The following is a 17,705-nucleotide window of genomic DNA, read 5'->3' on the forward strand; positions in this document are numbered from 1 at the left end:
ACTCATCGGCAGGGCCGACAGCCGGCCCGACCGCCGCGCGTCAGCTCGTCAGGCGCACGTACTCGTCCTTCGACACCTCGCGCAGGCCCGCGACCGACGGCTCGAGCAGTGCGAGCGACGCGGCGTCCCGCGGGTGCCAGGTGTACTCCGACGTCGTGACCAGGAGGCTGGTCTCGGTGGCGCCGTCGACGTAGTAGTGCTCGGTCCGCTCGTCCGACAACGGCAGGTGCGTCGCGTCGTCGAAGCACGCGGCCCGCGTCCAGTCGACGGTGCCCGGCTCGCCCCCGACCCACATCGACGTCTCGCTCGCCGGTGCCGCGGACCCGGGACCGGAGAGCTCGAAGCACGTCGCCGCACGACCACCGACCGTCCGTCCCTCAGGGCCGCCCGTGACGACGTCCGGCTGCTCGGCGAGCGCCTGGATCGCGTCCATCTGCGCGGCGAGGTCCGTCAGCTGCGTGGTGAGCTGTTCCCGGATGGTGCCCTCCTGGATGTCGTCCCAGTTCTCGACCGGCAGCGTGAACCGCGTGTAGACACCGGCCGTGGGGCTCACCCACCAGTAGGTCATCTGCCCCTCGGGGCCGGCCGGGTCGGCGTGCTTGACCTCCTCGACGCCCACCGTGCTGGTGCCGACCGACGCGACGAAGTCCTGCTCGGAGAGCCAGCGGGTCGCGCTCCCGTCGCCGGCCGTGAACTCCCGTGTCGCAGACGTGTCGAGCGCGGGCTCGCCCGGGTGCTGGACGCCGAACGTCGACCCGACCTCGAGCACCAGGGTCGAGAGGTCGACGTCCTGGACGGCCGTGCGCGCCCGCTCGACGTACGCGACGGCGGCCACCACGGTGCCGTCGGTGTCCGGGTCCTCGCCGACGACGCCGTCGCGCACCTCCGTGGTCGGCGACGACGCGGCCACGGGCTCGGGCTCGGCGTCGGGTCCGGACCCCGGGACGAGGCCGGGCAGGGCGAGCGCGCCGGCGAGGACGGCGACGGCACCCACGCCCCCGACGGTGGCCACCCGCACGGTCCGCCGCCGCCGGGCCAGCGCACCCGGGTGCTCGCCCGCCGTCCGGGCGTGGATCGTGGCGAGGACGGCGTCGAGCGGGACGTCGGTGTCCGGGCGCGTGCTCTCGGTGCGCAGGCGGTGGATCGGGTCGTTCACGGGGTCGTCCCTTCTCGGGGTGAGGCAACGGCGGTGGCGGTGGCGTACGACGGCGCGGGACCTGGGGGTCGCGGCACGGGCCGGCTCGGCGTCGCCGTGGACCGGTCGAGCTCGGCGTAGAGGCGCGCGAGGCGCTCCTTGGCGCGCCGCACCCGCACGGACGCGGTGTTGGGTCGGCACCCGAGGGCCTCGGCGAGCTCGGGGACGGACAGGTCCTCGAGCACGAGGAGCCGCAGGACCTCCTGGTCGCGGGCGGGCAGCCGCGCGAGCAGGCGCTCGGCGGCGTCCTGCCCGACGACGTCGCCCGCGTGGTCCGGGACGCTCGCCGGGAGGACACCGGTGACGCGGCGGACGAGCGCGGCCCGGCGCGAGCCCGCGCGCAGGTGGTTCGCCATGACGTTGCGCGTGACCCGCAGGAGCCACCCGAGCTCGTACGGCGGCACCTCCGTGATCCGGCGCCAGGCCACCACGAAGACCTCGCAGACGACGTCCTCCGCGTCCTGCGGGGACAGCCGCGTCGCCGCGCACCGGTACACGGACCGCGCATGGTCGCGGTAGAGGCGGTCGAGGCGCTCGCGCGCCTCCGCCTCGGGGGGTGGGGACATCCGCCCTCGCTCCTGTCGTCGTCCTCGACGCCGCCCCTCGCGGCGCTCCGCAAGGGGATGTCCGGCAGCCTGCCCAGGATGACAGCCGGGACGAACCGGTCGGTGCGACCAGCGGCACGGTGCCACTACCCTCGCAGGATGCCGTCATCGAGGACCGTCCCCGCCGTCGTCGTCGCCGGAACGCTCACCGCCGTCCTCTGGGTGGTCACGGGCCGCCTCGGGGACTGGCTCTCCGGGACGCCGCTCCCCGTCCCCGGCACCCTCGTCCGCGCGCTGCTCCCCCACCCGACCGCGTCCGTCGCGGGCGGTGCGCCCGTCTCCGGCAGCACGCTGCTCACGGCGGCGCTCGCGGGGGCGGTCGTCGCCGCCGGCACGCAGCTCGTGCTGCGGCGCCTGCCGTCGGGCACGGGCCGGTGGGCGACGTTCCTCGGCGTCTGGTTCGCCGTCGTCGCCGCGTCGGCCCTCGCCGCGACGGCCGCGTGGTTCGCCGGGGTCACGCTGCCGTGGCGCGCCGACACGATCACGGAGCTCGTCGCCACCGCGCTCGGCGGGTGGTGGGGACTCGTGAACGGCCTGCTCGTCGGGCTCGCGGTCGTCGTGACGCGCGCACTGACCGACCATCGCGACGACCCGGCGGGCACGCGGCACACCCGCGCCCCCGCGACGGTGCGCGCCTGGCCGGCCGCCCTCGCGGCGGGCACGGCGACGGGCGTGCTCTGGGCGGCCGCCGGCGTCGGGCGGACCCTGCTCCCCGGGGCGTCCGACCCGCAGTCCCCGTGGGGCCTCGCCCGGGACGTCGTGCTGCTGCCCTCCGCACGGCTCACCCTCGACCGGGACGCGCTCCTCGCCGACCCGGTCCACCTCGTGCTGCCGCTCGGGGTCGGGCTGGCGGTTGGCCTGCTCACCGCGCTCGCCGCGCGCCGCCTGCCCCCGGCGGAGGGCCGCTGGGCGCTCCTGCTCTCCGTCTGGTTCGCGTGCGTCACGGGCGCGGCGCTCGCCGCGGCGGTGCCCGTCGTCGTCTCGACCGTCGCCTCCGGCGGCGTCCTGCCCGACGCCGGCCGCGTCCTCCCCGTCCTCCAAGCGGGCCTGGGGTGGGGGCTGGTGTGCGGGGTGCTCGTCGCGCCGCTCGCGGTCGTCGTCCACCGGGCGGCCGGCGCGGTGCCGGACGCCGCCGGGGACGCCGAGGAGCCGTGGCCCGCGCCCGCCGCGACGCCCGCGACGGACCCGGAGGAGTCGAGCGCCGCACCGGGCGCGGACGGCTCGTCGACGCAGCCCGCGGACGCGGCCGACCGCTCCGACGGCTCGGATCGCGAGCGGGCGGCGCGCGCCGAGCGCGACGAGGTCCCCGCGTCCGTGTGACGGTCGCCGGGTCGCCTAGCCCTGGTCCTCGGAGCCGGTGTGCGGCCGCGCGGCTGTGCCGCGGCGCGTCCGGACCGCGGCGTTCCGGCGTCGGCCACGCGTTCGTCACCGGGACGTCGTCGTCACGACACCGGGACGACCTAGCCTCGGCCGTGACCAGCAGACCGGGACGACCGGAGAGGGCACAGCGACGATGACCCTGACGATCACGCTCGTACGACACGGGCAGACCTACCTCAACGCACGCCGCCACCTGCAGGGGTCGTGCGACTCCCCCCTGACGCGCACGGGACGCGCGGGCGTGCGCGTGACCGCGCAGCACCTCGCGCGGCACGACTTCGCGGCCGCGTACTCCTCGCCGCAGGGCCGCGCGGTCCTCACGGCGATGGAGATCCTGCGCCACCACCCCGACCTCCCGCTGACGGTCGACCACGACCTGCGCGAGCTGTCGTTCGGCGCGTACGAGCGGCGCCCGGAGTCGCACCTCGACGCGATCGAGCCGTGGGCCGAGCTCGTGCCGCGCATGCTCGCGGGCACGCACCCCGGCGTCGGCGGCGGCGAGCCCGGCCGGGACTTCATGGCCCGGGTGCGCGACGTCTTCGCGCGGGTCGTCGCCGCGCACGACGACGCGTCCCGCCCCGGTGCGGTGCTCGACCGGCACGTGCTCGTCGTCGGGCACGGTCTCACGCTCGGTGCGTGGCTCGCGACGCTCGACCCGTCCGGCCTCGCGGCGCTGCCCAACGCGTCGGTGTCCACCGTCGAGGTGACCGACGGCGTCCCGCACGTCCTCGCGGTCGGCGTCGACGTCGCCGGGCACGGCCACGTCGCCGCGCGCCCCGCGCCGTCGGGCGCCGCCGTCCCGGTCTGAGCCACTCCCGTCGACCACGGGGTTGCTGTCGTTCTCGACCGGAGAACGACAGCAACCCCGTGCTCGGCGCGGTACGACCTCGTGGTCGGCGGGAGCCAGTGGGCCCCCGCTACCTCGCGGTGCGGCGGGCGGCGCGGGCGCGGGCGTCGTCGTGGGCGGCGCGCAGCAGGTCGAGGACGAGCGCGGTCGTGCGCTCGCCCGGGGTGACGACGCACACCCAGCCGAGCGCACCGTAGACGGGGTGCGGCACGACGACGTCGGTCGACTCCGCCTCCGCCGCGTCGCCGTCGCGCGGGTCGTCGCCGACGAGGTCGCGGAACCGGTCGCGGCCCACGTGCACGTTGACCCTCCACCGACCCTCCTCGCCGAGCCGCGACGCGGTGTCGTCGGGGTAGTCCTTGGTGACGACCGTGCCGTACGGCTGCCCGTGCGGGATCTCGCCGTCGGGGGCGTAGTAGAAGAAGTGGTCGCCCCACGCCAGCTCGGGGAACTCGCTGCCCGGGCCGGGCGAGAGCACGAGGACGCCGTCGAGGGACCGGACCGTTCCGAGGATCTGCTCCATACTCATGGTTCGAGTGTGTGCTTGAAGCGCTTGTGGAGGGTTGGAGTGACGATCTCGGGGCGCGGTGCGGCACGGCGCGAGGAGGCGGACGGCGAGGCGTCGCGGCCGCTGCGCACGTCCGACGTCGCGCGCGCGGCCGGGTGCTCGGTCCAGCAGGTGCGCGACCTGGAGGCCCTCGGCGTCGTGCCGCCCGCGGGCCGGTCCGCGAACGGGTACCGCACGTTCGGCGACGAGCACGTCCTGGCCCTGCGCGCGTACCGCGGCCTCGCAGCCGCCGTCGGGCCGGTCGTCGCACGACGGGTGCTGCGCGACGCGCGGTCGCTCGGTCTCGACGAGGCGGTGGCCCTCGTCTCCGGGCTGCACGTGACGCTCGCGCGCGAGCGCGACGAGGCCCTCGCCGCACGGCGCGCTCTCCTCGTGATCCGGTCGGAGGACGACCCGGCCGGCTCGCCCGGCAGCACGACCGCAGGGGCGACCGAGCGCGACGGGTCGGTGCTCACGATCACGGAGCTCGCCGCGGCGCTGGGTGTCCGGGCGTCGACGCTGCGGTTCTGGGAGCACGAGGGGCTCCTCGCGCCGGAGCGCGTCGCGTCCCGCACGGGCGCGGTGTCGGCCCGTCGCTACCCACCCGCGACCGTGCGCGAGGCCCGGGTCGTCGCGGCGCTGCGGGCGGCCGGGTACCGGGTCCCGGAGGTCCGCCACGCGATCGACGCGCTGCGCGGGGCCACCGGTCCGGCCGACGTCGCCGACCCGCTCGCCGCGCTCGATGCGCGGCTCGACGCGATCGCGCGCCGCACCCTCGCGCTGCTGGAGGCCGGGCACGACGTCGTGCGCCTGCTGGCGCGCGTGCCGGAGCCGCCCGGGTGACGCTCGGGGCGGCGTTTCGAGGGGGTGCTCGAAGGGGCCCGCGGTGGACGTCCGGGACCTGCGTCCCGTCACCTGCCCGACCCTCCGGCGTCGCCCGGAGTCCACCGGGCCGTCACGCGGCATTCCTAGCGTCGCCGGGGCAACCGTCCCGACGCTCGGAGGACCCGATGACGACCACCCGACGCCGCGCCGTGCGCGGTACCGCGGCCGCGCTGGCAGGAACCCTGCTCGCGAGCACGCTCGCCGTGGCAGCGACCACGACGACGACCGTCCCGTTCGCCACCCCGGCCGCGGCCGAGCCCGGCGACGTGCTGCTCGCCGAGTCGTTCGACGGCGACACCCTCCCGGAGGGCTGGACGCCCGTGCTGGGCGACTGGCAGGTGCGGGACGGCAGGCTCGTCGGCGACGCGCCCGACGGGTCGTCGCCCGCGCGCATCGTCTTCGGGCGGTCGGCGGAGAACTACCGCCTCGACGCGACGCTGCGCTTCGAGAGCGTGGACAACGCGTCGCGCTGGGCGGGCGCGATCCTCGACGTCGCGCCCGACGGGACGGTCCCGTGGTGGCAGGCGGTCCTGCGCAGCACCACGACCGCGCACAACGGCGTCGAGATCGCGCAGCGGACGGCCGCGGACGCCTGGAACGTGCCGTACACGGCGTCCGCCCCGGCGGACGCGGCGACCGGTCGCGACGTGCACCTCTCCGTCGAGGTGCAGGGCGCGGCGGTCACCTACGCGCTCGACGGGAAGACCCTCCTGGAGGGCCGGATCGACCGTTCCCGCGACGGCGCGCTGGGCTTCGTGACCGCCGGGGCGACCGTGAGCGTCGACGACGTCACCGTCACGGAGATCGAGCCGGCGTCCTACGTCGGCGGCGACGGGGAGCTCCCCGTCACGGTCGCGCACCGCGGGTACTCGTCGGTCGCGCCGGAGAACACGCTCGCCGCCGTGGCGGCGGGCATGCGCAGCGGCGCCGAGTACGTCGAGATCGACGTGCACACCACGGCGGACGGGCTGCCCGTGGTGCTCCACGACCAGACCGTGGACCGCACGACCGAGGGCTCGGGCGACGTCGCCGTGCTGCCCGGCGAGCAGGTCACCGCGCTCGACGCCGGGTCGTGGTTCTCCCCGGCGTTCGCCGGTCAGCACCTGCCGACGTTCGCGCAGGTGCTCGACCTCCTGGAGACCGGCTCGTCGACCCTCCTGCTGGAGATCAAGGGCCCGGAGACGTCCGCCGAGGTCGAGCGGGTCGTGGACATGGTCGTCGAGGCCGGGCTCGAGGACCGCGTGGTCCTGCAGTCGTTCGACGTCGCCGCGCTGCGGTCCGCGCGCGAGCACGCGCCGCAGATCCCGCGCGGCCTGCTGCGCGGCGCGCTCGACGCCGACCCCGTCGCCGTGGCGCAGGACCTCGGGGCGGTCATGTACAACCCGTCGGCGAGCGCGCTGCTCGCGCGCCCGAGCGTCGTCGCGGACCTCAACGAGGCCGGCATCGCCGTGATGCCGTACACCGTGAACTCCGCGGCCGACTGGGCCCGGCTCACCGAGATCGGGGTCGACGGCGTCATCACCGACCGTGCGGGCGCGTTCATCGGCTGGAAGCAGGCGCGCGAGCAGGAGGCACCGGCCCCCGCCGCGCCGACGGTGGAGGTCGTGAGCCCGGCCGACGGCGCCGAGGTCGAGCGCGGCGGCGCGCTCGTCGTCGCCGCGAGCGCCACGGACGCGGACGAGGTCGTCGTCGCGCTCGACGGCGAGCCGGTCGAGAACGGCGCGGCCGTCGCCGCCGCGGACCTCGCGCTCGGCGAGCACACCGTCTCCGCGACGGCCCGGGGAGCGGGCGGCGAGGCGACGGCGGAGCGGACCGTCGTCGTCACGGTCACGCCCGAGGGCCTGCGCACGCGCCTCGCGCTGCTCGACCTCCCGCCCGGCCAGCTCGTGGGCGCGCTCGGCGCGGTCGAGGCGGGGCGCTGGGAGTCGGTGCGGCGGACCGTCGAGAAGTTCGTCGACGACGCGGCCGTGCGCGGGCGCCTGCTCGAGGAGATCGCGCACCTCGACGGCCGCTGACGCGCGGCACCCCGCCGGCAGCGGGTCCGTCCCCGGTCGACACGACGGCCGGGGACGGGCCCGCTCACGCGTCGGACAGGAAGCGGCGCCGGTCCGAGCGGGCCGAGCCCAGCCCGGCCCACCCGACGAGCGCGAGCACGCCGCCCGCGATCCAGACGGCGACGTCCCACCCGCGCGAGCCGTCCGACCCGACGACGGCCCCGTCGGTGGCGAGGATCGCCGCACCGAGCCCGAGCAGCCCGAGGCCGAGCACGACGAGGACCACGTCACGGGCGGTCTTCCCCGCGCTGCGACGGGGCGCGCGGGCCGCGAGCGCCCCCTTCTCCTGCGGGGTGAGGGGCGCCGTCGGGCCGAGGGGCTGCACGCGCTCGGACCCGTGGCGGAACCGGGCAGGGTCCTCGACGGCCTCGACGAGCGCCGACGGCAGTCCCAGGAGGTACGCGAGGTCGGCGACGGGGTCGCCGGACCAGGTCGACGCGGCGAGCAGCGCGCGCAGCCGTCCCGGGTCGCGCGGCTCGCCGAACACCTCGACGAGCGCGTCGAACGCGCCCTCGGTCCCGGAGGTCGACAGGTCCGTCCACGTGTCGTTCCAGCTCCCGAAGACCCACGGGCGACCGCGCGTGGTGAGCGTCCACGACACCCCGGTCCCCGCGCGCTCCAGGCTCAGCATCGCCTCCCCGGCGCGCAGGCCGCGCTCGATCGTCGAGCGCGCGCGGAACTCCCCGCCGAGCGCCGCCGTGAAGGCCTCCCGCACGTCGTCGTCCGGCTCGCCCGGGACGGGCGCGGGCGGACGTTCGAGCGTCCAGACGGCGGTGCGCTCGTCGGTCGCGCGCACCCACGCCGACCCGGCGCGGCGCACCGCGGCACGCACGAACGCGGCGTCGGCGCGCACGAGCTGGACGACGGCGTCGGGCGCCGCCGAGTCGGTCGCGGGGAGGTCGGCGAGCGCGGTGAACACGTCGAGGAGGTCGTCGGGGTGCTCGAGCTCCCGCAGGCGGTCCGGCGCGGTCGCCGCGTCCCGCAGCCCGACGAGCGCGTCGACGGCCGCGAGCACGTCGCCCGGGTCGCCGTCGAGGCGCATCGCGTGGTCGGTGCTCGTCGCGGACGCGTCGACGGGCGCCCAGGTGACGACGGCGGGCGGGGCGACGGGGTCCGTCCGGGCGGCGAGGACCGCGCTGACCCCGGGCGGGAGCGGGTCCGACCCGCCGTCGAGCTGCACGACCCACGGTGCGGCGACCAGCTCGTCGACCCGGGCCAGGGCCTCGGCGACCGACCCGGGCACGTCCGGGTCGCGGTCCACCGCCGAGCCGTCGTCGGTCTCGACCTCCGTGTCGACCTCGGCGAAGGTCCAGCCGCGCTCGTCCGTGGGGCCCACGCGTCCGTACTCGAGGCGCGCGGCGCGCAGACGGTCGACGACCTGGGCGTGCGGGGTGCGGGTGACGACGTTCACCGCGTCATGATGCCGCACGCGCGCGGCCGGGACGGCGCGGCGACCACGCCGCGCCTGGTCCGTGCGTCAGAAGTCCTCGGGCGGGGTGAACTGCGACAGCGTGAGGACCGCGCCCTGCGGGTCGCGCACCTCGGCCTCGCGCGTCCACTCCGTGTCGGCCGACGAGAGCACGACCGCGCCCGCGCGCTCGGCGGCCGCGGCGGCGGCGTCCCGGTCGGCGACGGCGAACGTCACCGTGTGCCGCGCGGGCCCGCCGTCCTCGACCACGCCCGCCACGACGTCCCGGAACCCGGGCGGTGCGCCCTCCTGGTTCGCGTCGATCTCCGGGTAGACGGTCCGGGCGAGGTGGTCGCCGTACCCCGGGACGCGGGCCATGCCCGCGCCGAGCCCCGCGTCCACCTCCCACCCGAGCAGGGGCCCGTAGAAGTGGAGCGCCCGCGCGACGTCGGGCGTGTGCAGCACGCTGAAGTTCCACGTGCCCGGCTCGTTGACCCGCTGCGCGCCGACGCGCGTCCCGGGCTCCCAGAGCCGGAACGTCGCGCCCTGGGGGTCGCGGACGGACGCCATGCGGCCGGGCGGCCCGATCGTCGTCGGGCCGTCGAGGACCTCCCCGCCGAGGTCGGGGACGCCGCGGGAGGACGCGTCCACGTCGTCGACCGCGACGTACGTGACCCACGCGGCCTCGCCGGTCCCGGACGCGACCGCGGCGACGTCCTGCCCGCCGAGCGACGCCACGACGTACCGCTCCCCCGTGCCGGGCGGGAGCCTCTCCTCGAACTCCCACCCGAAGAGCGCGCCGTAGAACGCGAGCGCGGCGTCGACGTCGGGCTGCTCGGTGTCCACCCAGCACGGCACGCCGTGCGGGTACGTGCGGGTCGGCCGGGACTGCGTGGTGTCCATGCCTCAGGATCCCACCGGGCGCCCACACCGGCAGGGCCACCGGGGCGTTCACCCGCCGGTCACCTCGTCGCCCTTCCCCGCCGGGGCGGGCGTGCGTACGGTGACGAGGAACCTCTCGACGACCACCGTCCCCGACGACGAGGAGCCACCGTGTCCACGAGACCCGCTCACCCCGCCCCCACCGGCCGTGCCGCCCCCGCCCGCGCCGTCCCCGTCGCCCTGGCCCTCGCCCTGTCCGTCGCCCTCACCGGGGGCGCCGTCGGCGCCGCGGCGAGTCCCGCCGTCGCGCACGGCGGCCACGCGAACGGGCACGGAGACGGCCACGGTCACGACCGCGGGACCCTCCGCGTCGCGACGTACAACGCGAGCCTCAACCGCGCCGCGGCCGGAGAGCTCGAGGCCGACCTCTCGACCCCCGACGACCCGCAGGCCGCGACGATCGCCGAGGTGCTCCAGCGCACCCGGCCCGACGTCGTGCTGCTCAACGAGTTCGACTACGTCCCGGACGGACGCGCCGTCGACCTGTTCCGCGACCACTACCTCGAGGTCCCCCAGGGCGGCGCGGAGCCGATCGAGTACCGCTACGCGTACGTCGCGCCGTCGAACACCGGCGTGCCCAGCGGGTTCGACCTCAACGACGACGGCACGGTCGGCGGGGGCGACGACGCGTTCGGCTTCGGGGCGTTCGAGGGCCAGTACGGCATGGTCGTGCTGTCGCGCTACCCGATCGACACGCGCGGCGTCCGCACGTTCCAGCACTTCCTGTGGAAGGACATGCCCGGCGCGCTCCTCCCCGACGACCCGGCGACGGCCGCGCCCGCGGACTGGTTCACGCCGGAGGAGCTCGAGGTCGTGCGGCTGTCGAGCAAGTCGCACTGGGACGTGCCCGTGCGGGTCGGCCGGGAGACGGTCCACGTGCTCGCGTCCCACCCCACACCGCCCACGTTCGACGGCCCCGAGGACCGCAACGGGCGGCGCAACCACGACGAGATCCGGTTCTGGGCCGACTACGTGACGCCCGGCAAGGCGTCGCGGTACGTCTACGACGACGCCGGCCGCCGCGGCGGGCTGCACCCGGGCGAGAGCTTCGTCGTCCTGGGCGACCAGAACGCCGACCCGCTCGACGGCGACTCGGTCGACGCCGCGATCGACCAGCTCCTCCACCACCGCCGCGTCCAGGACCCGGCACCCCGCTCCGACGGCGCCGTCGAGGCCGCCGCGCTCCAGGGCGGCGCGAACGCGACCCACCGCGGCGACCCCGCGCTGGACACGGCCGACTTCGCGGACAGCGCGCCCGGCAACCTGCGCGCGGACTACGTGCTGCCGTCGCGCGACCTGCGCGTGCGCGACGCCGGGGTGTTCTGGCCCGTCCAGGCGGACCCGCTGTCACGGCTCACCGGGGTCTTCCCGTTCCCGAGCAGCGACCACCGGCTCGTGTGGGTGGACCTGGCGGTCCGCGGCTGACGCGGCGCCGGGCGGTCCCCGCCCGCCCCGGGCGCTCGTCGCCCGGGGCGACGGTCCTGGACCAGGACGGTCGCGGGGTGCACACTCGGAGGTCTGTGCTCACCGCCGACGCACAGCAGACTCCCGGCCGGCGCCACGCCGGTCGCACGGCACGCCCGCGGCGCGCCACGTCGTCCGGCCCGACGACCACCCACCCACGTCCCCGGCGCGACGCGCGCGTGCCGCCTCCGCGGCACGGCGACGACACCCCCGCCGCGCCCCGGACCGCCGGACCAGGAGCACCCATGAGACGACTCCGCACCACCCTGCCCGCAGGCGTCGCCGCCGCGACCGCCGCCCTCGTCCTCGTCGCGAGCCCCGCCGTCGCGCACGGCGGCGGAAAGCCCGACCCGCGCCCGCCCACCGTGACCGACGTCGCGACCGGGCTCGTCACCCCGCTCAGCCTCGCGGCCGGACCACGCGGCACGACCTACGTCACCCAGAACTTCCCCGGCCTGCTCACGGCCGTCGGGCGCGACGGCACGCCGAGCGTGCTCTACGCCTCGCCGGACGGCGGCGAGGTGGGCGGCGTCTCCTACGCCGACCGCCGCATCACGTTCACCGAGACGCAGCTCGGCGAGGAGGGGCCGGTCGCGTCGGAGGTCTCGACGCTGCGCACCGACCGCTGGGGGAACCCGACGGGCACGCCCCGCGTCCTCGCGGACACGTTCGCGTACGAGCAGGCGAACAACCCCGACGCCGGCGTGACGTACGGCCTGCGCGAGACCGACCCGGCCTGCGTCGCGCAGGTGCCTCCGGTGCCCATCCCGGGCCTGTACACCGGGATCGCGGACTCCCACCCGTACGCGACGGCCTCGTCCCGCGGCACCACCTACGTCGCCGACGCGGGCGCGAACGCGATCCTGTCGATCAGCGACCGCGGGAAGGTCCGGACCGTGGCCGTCCTCCCCGCCCAGCCCGCGGTGGTGACGGCGGAGGCCGCGGCGGCCGTCGGGTGGCCCGACTGCGCCGTCGGCGAGACCTACTGGTTCGAGCCCGTCCCCACGGACGTCGAGGTGGGTCCCCGTGGCGTGCTCTACGTGACGACGCTCCCCGGCGGGCCCGAGGACGCGAGCCTCGGCGCGCGCGGCGCCGTCTACACGGTCGACCCGTGGAAGGGGAAGGTGCGCCCGCTCGGGTCCGGGTTCGTGGGCGCGACGAACCTCGCCGTGACGGACCGGGGGACGGTCTACGTGGCCGAGCTGTTCGGCGGCAAGATCTCGCAGGTCGGCAAGCGCGGCCCGAGCACGGTCGTCGAGGTCCCGCTGCCCGCCGGGCTGGAGTGGGACGGCACGGGCCTGCTCGCGACGACGAACGCACTGCCCCCGGACGAGACGACGCCGCCCGACGGGCATCTCGTGCGCGTCGACCTCGGCAAGCACCGCGGTCGCTGACCGCCCTGCTGCAGGGCCCGGGCGCCTCCCGCTGCGGCGGGGACGCCCGGGCCGCGTCGTGCCGGGGCTCTGCGCGTCGGGCCGTCAGCCCCTCCCGAGGGTGAGCGCGAGGACCGCCGCGGCCAGGGCGACCGCCAGGCCGACGCCCGCCGCCACCAGGCTGACGATCGTCGCGGCGCGGTTCCGCGCCGACGCGCCGACGCTCAGACCGAGGCTCTGGGCCGCCTCGGTGACGATCCGGCGCCCGGCCGCCGTGTCGAAGAGGACGCGCGTCCGCGCCCCCGACTCGTCGTCGGCGATCGACGCGGTGAACGTCGAACTGATGCTGCCGCGCGAGACGGAGCGCACCCAGCCCCGCTCGGGCTCGACGAACCGCCCGTCCGCGTCGAGGGCCCAGTGGGTGTCCCGCACGACGTCGGTGAGCTCGACCCGCAGCCCGTCCGGCAGGACGCGGACCTCGTGGGTGACGAGGGTCGCGTAGTAGCTGTGGGAGAAGATCCGCCACCACGCCACGTCCGGGCGGTCGAGACGCAGCGTGAACCCGTCCGGACGCTCGTCGACGATCCGGTACGGCGTCCCGTCGGTGCGCGCACGGACGGCGGCGGCGAGGTCCTCGGCGGTCGGCACGGCAGCGAGTGTAGGCGCCGCTCCCGGGGCCGGGGGCGGGCGGGGCCGAGCCGGTCCGGACCGCGCCGGACCTCGACGTCGGTGCCCGGCCTCACTCCGACGACGCGGCGCGGCGCAGGGCGTCGAGGCTCACCCGGACGTCGTCGTCCGTCGTCGCCCACGAGCTCACCGACACGCGGAGCACCGCGCGGTCGTGCCACCGCGACCCGGACATCCAGGCCGTCCCGTCGTCGAGCACGCGACGCACGACCTCCTGCGTGCGCGCGTCGTCCCCGAACGCCGCGCACACCTGGGTGAAGACGACGTCGTTGAGCACGACCGCGCCGTCGATCGCCCGCATGCCCGCGGCGAACGCGGCCGCGTGGCGGCAGAAGCCGTCCACCAGCTCCGCGACCCCGGAACGCCCCAGGGCGCGCAGCGTCGCCCACACCGGGAACGCGCGCCCGCGGCGCGAGAGCTCGGGCACCTTGTCGAGCGGGTCGCCCGTGTCGCTCTGGATGAGGTAGTCGCCGTGCATCCCCATCGCCGCGCGCAGGGGCCCGGGTTCCGCGACGATCGCGAGCCCGCAGTCGTACGGCACGTTGAGCGTCTTGTGCGCGTCGGTCGCCCACGAGTCCGCCGCCTCGTACCCCGCGACCAGGTGGCGGAACGACGGCGACGCGGCGGCGAAGAGCCCGAACGCGCCGTCGACGTGCACCCACGCGCCGTGCCGGTGCGCGACCTCGACGGCCGCGTCGAACGGGTCGAACGCCCCCGAGTGCACGTTCCCCGCCTGGAGCACGACGATCGTCGGGCCGTCCGCCGTCCCCGGCGAGGGAGAGCCCTGGTCCCGCGAGGTAGAGCCCCGGTCAGCCCAGGTAGAGCCCTGGTCCCGCGAGGTAGAGCCCCGGTCCGTCAGCGCCTCCTCCAGCGCGGCGACCGAGATGCGGCCCTGGTCGTCCGCGGCCACGACCTCGGGCGCGCCGAGCCCGAGGTAGGACAGCGCGAGGTCGACCGACTCGTGCCGCTCGGCGCCCACGAGCACGCGGACGCGCGGGGCGCCCGTCAGCCCGCCGCGACGCACGTCCCACCCGGCACGCCGCAGGACCTCGCCGCGCGCCGCCGCGAGCGCCGTGAAGTTCGCGGTCGTCGCGCCGGTGACGAACCCGACCGCACCCGTGGCGGGCAGGCCGAGCAGGTCGAGCAGCCACGCGCTCGCCACGTCCTCGACGGCGGTGTGCGCGGGCGTCACGGTGCGCAGCGCGGAGTTCTGGTCCCACGCGCTCGTGAGCCAGTCGGCGGCGAGCGCCGCGGGGTGGCTGCCGCCGATGACCATGCCGTAGAAGCGGCCGGACGGCATGGCCGTGAGGCCGGGGCCGCACGCGGTCGCGAGGAGGTCGACGACGTCCGCGGCGCTCGTCGGGCCGTCGGGCAGGTCTGTGCCGAGCGCGGCGACGACGTCCCCGACGGTCGCCTGCGGCGGGACGGGCCGCGTCGCGAGGGAGTCGAGCCACGCGGCGGCGTGCTCGTGCGCCCGCAGGAGGGCGGCGTCGCGGTCGTCCATGACCGGCTCCTGACCGGGCCGGACCGACGCCGGCCCCTCTCGCCAGGCTGGACCTGCCCGGCGTCCGGGGCAACCGCGGCCCGAGGGTCGGCGCCCGTCGGCGGGACGGCAACCCGCCGATCCGGTACGCGAGTACTTCTTACGTCCAGGCAACCATCAGGCAACACACGGTCCCTAGCGTCGGGCGGGCCAGATGTTCCCCCCGACGGAAGGCCCCCTGTTGAGAACGTTCACCCTGACCCTGTCCGGCCGCGCCGTCGCGGCCGTCGTCGCGCTCGTCCTCGCGTGCGCGGCCCTCGCCGCGACGGTCGCGTACACCGTCGCCGACTCCCGGGCGTCGGCCGCCGCCGCGCGCGCCGAGGGCGCCGCGGCGCCGGTGCTCGCCGCCGGGACGGCCCCGGCCAACCCGCTCGGCATCGCGTCCGCGCAGTACGCGACCGCGACGGCGACCGCCGCCGCGGAGAAGCCGAAGGTCGTCGTCGTCGCGACCGGAGGCACGATGGCCGGCAAGGCGACCGGCCGCGACACGTTCACGAGCTACCGCGCCGGCACGTACCTCATGGAGGACATGCTGAACACGTTGCGCCCCGAGCTCGACGCGGTCGCCGACGTCACGGCCGTCCAGTTCGGCAACGCCGGCTCGTCGGGCTACTCGATGGAGCAGTTCCACGCGCTCACGCTCGAGGTGGAGAAGCAGCTCGAGACGGCGGACGCCGTCGTCGTCACGACGGGCACCGACACGCAGGAGGAGTTCGCATACTGGCTCGACCTCACGGTGCGGTCGCGCAAGCCCGTCGTCACGTCCGGCTCGATGCGCCCGTGGGGGTCGGGCGCCGGGCCGGACTCGAGCCTCGTGTTCGGCACGGACGCGCCCGCGAACCTCTACAACGCGATCAAGGTCGCGGCGTCGCAGCAGACGTTCTGCTTCGGCACCGTGCTCATGCTCAACGACGAGATCCAGGCGGCTCGCGAGGTCACCAAGACGAACTCCTACCGCACCGACACGTTCCAGACGCGCGAGTACGGCGTGCTCGGCTGGATCGACGGCGACAACATCACGCTGGGCCGCGCGCCGGCACGCGTGCTGGCGTGCGACACCGAGGAGTGGTTCACGCCGTTCGACCTCGCGAAGGTCGACCCGAAGACCCTGCCGCGCGTCGAGATCGTCACGTCCTACCAGCAGGCGGGAGGCGAGGGCGTCGCGGCGTTCGCGAACGCGGGCGTCCGGGGCATCGTCACGGCGGGCACGGGTGCGGGGGGCATCTCGTCCGCGATGAGCCAGGCCCGCACCGCGGCGATCCGCGACAAGGGCGTCTGGTTCGTCTCGACGACGCGCACCGGTTCCGGGTCGTCGTACGGGGGCGGGAACGGCATCATCGCGGGCGGCGACCTCACGGCCGTCAAGGCGCGGCTCCTGCTGCTCCTGTCGCGCGCCTTCACCGAGGACTTCGCGACGGCGCAAGGCTGGTTCGCGACGTACGGCGACGCGTCGTTCGACCAGTCCGCGACGGCGGCCACGATCGGCGCCGAGCCGGGGTCCACGAGCGTCCTCTTCACGGCCACGGCGACGCCGTCGTGCAAGGCGGCGGGCAAGCAGCTCTGGCTGACCACCTCGGTGACGAACACCGACACGGTACCGATCGACGTCCGGGTCACGACGGTCTCGGGCGAGCACAAGTTCACGAAGATCCCCGCCGGGGAGACGGTCGAGAAGACGTTCTCGGTCAAGGGCAAGACGCTCACCGCCGGCGAGGCGACGCTCGTCGCGTACAAGAACGTCGACGGCCACGCCGTCCAGACGAAGTCGACGGCGCCCTACCCGGAGACGACGTGCGCCTGACCTCCTGACACCCAGCCGCCGAGCACGACATGAGGGTCGTTATCCAGCCGATAGCGACCCTCATGTCGTGCTCGAGGGCGGGTGGCGTTGTGCTCGGTGCGAGCCGCGGGGAGCGGCGGGCGAGCTCGCCGCGGGTTACGCAGGTCTCCTCACGAATCGCCTAGGGTGGGTCGGGGCGCGACGCCGCGCCCACGCCGACCCGACGAGGGGGACCCATGACCGACCCGACGCCGACCGCCGCCACCCCGCCGACGTTCGTCGTGACCGAGCAGCAGTTCGAGGCGATGTTCCCCGAGCGGAGCGCGTTCTACACGTACGCGGGGCTCGTCGCCGCGACGGCCGCGTACCCGGAGTTCGCGACGACGGGCGGCGACCGCGTCGCCCGGCGCGAGGCGGCGGCGTTCCTCGCGAACGTGAGCCACGAGACGCACGGGCTGGTGCACGTCGTCGAGGTGAACACCGCGAACTACCCGCACTACTGCGACCCCGCGCAGCCGTACGGGTGCCCCGCCGGGCAGGACGCCTACTACGGCCGCGGCCCGCTCCAGCTGAGCTGGAACTTCAACTACCGCGCGGCCGGCGAGGCGCTGGGGATCGATCTCCTGGCCGACCCGTGGCTCGTCGAGCAGGACCCGACCGTCGCGTGGCAGACCGCGCTCTGGTACTGGAACACGCAGCCCGGCACGGCCTCGATGACGTGCCACGAGGCGATCGTCGGCGAGCACGGCTTCGCCGAGACCATCCGGTCCATCAACGGCCCGCTCGAGTGCGAGGGCGGCAACCCGCGCCAGATGAACAACCGCGTCCGCCTCTTCCGCCACTACGTCGAGATCGTCGGCACCACGACGGGCGACCACCTCACCTGCTGACCACCCGCCCCCCACCCCGCGCCGAACACGACGTTGCTGTCGTTATCCGGCGGATAACGACAGCAACGTCGTGTTCGACCGCGCGCGGGGTCGTGGTCGGCGGCA

At 76.0% G+C, this 17,705-nt stretch carries 15 protein-coding genes; 8 read left to right on the forward strand and 7 right to left on the reverse strand.

Going from position 1 to position 17,705, the window contains the following annotated elements:
* Positions 1-40: 40 nt before the first annotated feature.
* A complete protein-coding gene (locus ACTJIY_RS05655) occupies positions 41-1,156 on the reverse strand; it encodes a hypothetical protein (protein WP_440673558.1) in 1,116 nt (371 codons plus the stop codon).
* Positions 1,153-1,761 carry an RNA polymerase sigma factor gene (locus ACTJIY_RS05660; protein WP_440673557.1) on the reverse strand — a complete coding sequence of 203 codons (609 nt, stop codon included), beginning with the start codon at positions 1,759-1,761 and terminating at the stop codon, positions 1,153-1,155. Before ACTJIY_RS05660 ends, ACTJIY_RS05655 begins: the two co-directional genes overlap by 4 nt.
* A gap of 138 nt (positions 1,762-1,899) precedes the next feature.
* On the opposite strand from ACTJIY_RS05660, the gene ACTJIY_RS05665 reads away from it, so the two are divergent.
* Complete coding sequence (locus tag ACTJIY_RS05665; RefSeq protein WP_440673556.1) at positions 1,900-3,120, forward strand: hypothetical protein; 1,221 nt, start codon at positions 1,900-1,902, stop codon at positions 3,118-3,120.
* A gap of 193 nt (positions 3,121-3,313) precedes the next feature.
* Positions 3,314-3,988 (forward strand): histidine phosphatase family protein, encoded by a 675-nt coding sequence (locus tag ACTJIY_RS05670; RefSeq protein ID WP_440673555.1) that lies wholly within the window; start codon positions 3,314-3,316, stop codon positions 3,986-3,988.
* A gap of 109 nt (positions 3,989-4,097) precedes the next feature.
* On the opposite strand, the gene ACTJIY_RS05675 is transcribed toward ACTJIY_RS05670, so the two are convergent.
* Positions 4,098-4,556, reverse strand: coding sequence for a DUF6194 family protein (locus tag ACTJIY_RS05675; protein WP_440673554.1), 459 nt, complete (start codon positions 4,554-4,556; stop codon positions 4,098-4,100).
* Positions 4,557-4,595: 39 nt separating this feature from the next.
* Between ACTJIY_RS05675 and ACTJIY_RS05680 the strand changes: the two genes are divergently transcribed.
* Entirely contained in the window at positions 4,596-5,417 is an 822-nt protein-coding gene (locus ACTJIY_RS05680; protein ID WP_440673553.1) for a MerR family transcriptional regulator, read from the forward strand.
* A 167-nt stretch (positions 5,418-5,584) separates the two neighbouring features.
* Entirely contained in the window at positions 5,585-7,474 is a 1,890-nt protein-coding gene (locus ACTJIY_RS05685; protein WP_440673552.1) for a glycerophosphodiester phosphodiesterase, read from the forward strand.
* Positions 7,475-7,538: 64 nt separating this feature from the next.
* Here ACTJIY_RS05685 and ACTJIY_RS05690 read toward each other — a convergent pair whose 3' ends face one another.
* Both ACTJIY_RS05690 and ACTJIY_RS05695 read right to left on the reverse strand, forming a co-directional pair.
* The gene (locus ACTJIY_RS05690) at positions 7,539-8,924 is read right to left on the reverse strand and encodes a hypothetical protein (protein WP_440673551.1); all 1,386 of its coding nucleotides are present in this window, start codon (positions 8,922-8,924) and stop codon (positions 7,539-7,541) included.
* Positions 8,925-8,990: 66 nt separating this feature from the next.
* Positions 8,991-9,824 (reverse strand): VOC family protein, encoded by an 834-nt coding sequence (locus ACTJIY_RS05695; RefSeq protein WP_440673550.1) that lies wholly within the window; start codon positions 9,822-9,824, stop codon positions 8,991-8,993.
* 150 nt (positions 9,825-9,974) lie between these two features.
* On the opposite strand from ACTJIY_RS05695, the gene ACTJIY_RS05700 reads away from it, so the two are divergent.
* On the forward strand, positions 9,975-11,288 hold the full coding sequence (locus ACTJIY_RS05700) for an endonuclease/exonuclease/phosphatase family protein (RefSeq protein ID WP_440673549.1): 1,314 nt from the start codon (positions 9,975-9,977) through the stop codon (positions 11,286-11,288).
* Between the two features lie 284 nt (positions 11,289-11,572).
* The gene (locus tag ACTJIY_RS05705) at positions 11,573-12,721 is read left to right on the forward strand and encodes a ScyD/ScyE family protein (RefSeq protein ID WP_440673548.1); all 1,149 of its coding nucleotides are present in this window, start codon (positions 11,573-11,575) and stop codon (positions 12,719-12,721) included.
* An 84-nt stretch (positions 12,722-12,805) separates the two neighbouring features.
* On the opposite strand, the gene ACTJIY_RS05710 is transcribed toward ACTJIY_RS05705, so the two are convergent.
* Together ACTJIY_RS05710 and ACTJIY_RS05715 are read right to left on the reverse strand one after the other, a co-directional pair.
* On the reverse strand, positions 12,806-13,348 hold the full coding sequence (locus ACTJIY_RS05710) for a hypothetical protein (protein WP_440673547.1): 543 nt from the start codon (positions 13,346-13,348) through the stop codon (positions 12,806-12,808).
* A 91-nt stretch (positions 13,349-13,439) separates the two neighbouring features.
* The gene (locus ACTJIY_RS05715) at positions 13,440-14,891 is read right to left on the reverse strand and encodes a pyridoxal phosphate-dependent decarboxylase family protein (protein WP_440673546.1); all 1,452 of its coding nucleotides are present in this window, start codon (positions 14,889-14,891) and stop codon (positions 13,440-13,442) included.
* A gap of 220 nt (positions 14,892-15,111) precedes the next feature.
* Between ACTJIY_RS05715 and ACTJIY_RS05720 the strand changes: the two genes are divergently transcribed.
* Both ACTJIY_RS05720 and ACTJIY_RS05725 read left to right on the forward strand, forming a co-directional pair.
* Positions 15,112-16,731, forward strand: a complete 1,620-nt coding sequence (locus ACTJIY_RS05720; protein WP_440673545.1) for an asparaginase — start codon at positions 15,112-15,114, stop codon at positions 16,729-16,731.
* Between the two features lie 215 nt (positions 16,732-16,946).
* On the forward strand, positions 16,947-17,600 hold the full coding sequence (locus ACTJIY_RS05725; RefSeq protein WP_253054464.1) for a chitinase: 654 nt from the start codon (positions 16,947-16,949) through the stop codon (positions 17,598-17,600).
* Positions 17,601-17,705: the final 105 nt, after the last annotated feature.

The sequence above is a fragment of the Cellulosimicrobium sp. 22598 genome (assembly GCF_052044445.1).
Lineage (GTDB): Bacteria > Actinomycetota > Actinomycetes > Actinomycetales > Cellulomonadaceae > Cellulosimicrobium > Cellulosimicrobium cellulans_G.